Source organism: Aquabacter sp. L1I39 (genome assembly GCF_017742835.1).
Classification (GTDB): Bacteria; Pseudomonadota; Alphaproteobacteria; order Rhizobiales; family Xanthobacteraceae; genus L1I39.
On sequence record NZ_CP072392.1, the window covers coordinates 1 to 1,185 of the forward strand.

The following is a 1,185-nucleotide window of genomic DNA, read 5'->3' on the forward strand; positions in this document are numbered from 1 at the left end:
GACGCCAAGGAGATCGAGGCGTCGAAGTATGACCTCGCCTATATCGCCCTCGACGGCACCATCGGCTGCATGGTGAACGGGGCGGGGCTGGCCATGGCGACGCTGGACATCATCAAGCTCTATGGCGAGAGCCCGGCCAACTTCCTGGACGTGGGCGGCGGCGCCAGCGAGGAGAAGGTGACGGCGGCGTTCAAGATCATCACCTCCGACCCGTCCGTGAAGGGCATCCTGGTCAACATCTTCGGCGGCATCATGAAGTGCGACGTGATCGCGCGCGGCGTGCTGGCGGCGGTGAAGGCGGTGGGGCTGAAGGTGCCCCTGGTGGTGCGCCTGGAAGGCACCAATGTGGAGCAGGGCAAGCAGATCATCCGCGAGAGCGGGCTCAACGTGATCCCCGCCGATGACCTGGACGATGCGGCGCAGAAGATCGTCGCGGCCGTGAAGAAGGAAGCTGCGTGATGTCTGTTCTGATCGACGCCAATACCAAGGTCATCACCCAGGGCTTCACTGGCAAGAACGGGACCTTCCATTCCGAGCAGGCCATGTCATCTATGTGCCCCCGCCCGGCGCGGCGGATGCCATCCTTGAGGCCATCGACGCGGAAATCCCGCTGATCGTGTGCATCACCGAGGGCATCCCGGTGCTGGACATGGTGAAGGTGAAGCGGGCGCTTTCGGGCTCCAAGTCCCGCCTTATCGGGCCGAACTGCCCGGGCGTGGTGACCGCCGGCCAGTCCAAGATCGGCATCATGCCGGCCAACATCTTCAAGACCGGCTCGGTGGGCATCGTCTCGCGGTCGGGCACGCTGACCTATGAGGCGGTGTTCCAGACCTCGCAGGAGGGGCTGGGCCAGACCTCGGCGGTGGGCATTGGCGGCGACCCGGTGAAGGGCACCGAGTTCATCGACGTGCTGGAGATGTTCCTGGCGGATGACGCCACCACCTCCATCGTGATGATCGGCGAGATCGGCGGCTCGGCGGAAGAAGATGCCGCCCAGTTCCTGAAGGACGAGGCCAAGCGCGGGCGCAAGAAGCCGATGGTGGGCTTCATTGCCGGCCGCACCGCCCCTCCCGGCCGCCGCATGGGCCATGCGGGCGCCATCATTTCCGGCGGCAAGGGCGGCGCCGAGGACAAGATCGCGGCGATGGAAGAAGCGGGCATCCGCGTCTCTCCCTCCCCGGCGCG

General features: G+C 66.0%; 2 pseudogenes. Both read left to right on the forward strand.

Going from position 1 to position 1,185, the window contains the following annotated elements:
- A pseudogene (gene sucC, locus J5J86_RS00010) lies at positions 1-459 on the forward strand (succinate--CoA ligase subunit beta); the annotation flags it as partial.
- A pseudogene (gene sucD / locus J5J86_RS00015) lies at positions 459-1,185 on the forward strand (succinate--CoA ligase subunit alpha); the annotation flags it as partial. The pseudogenes sucC and sucD, both read left to right, overlap by 1 nt.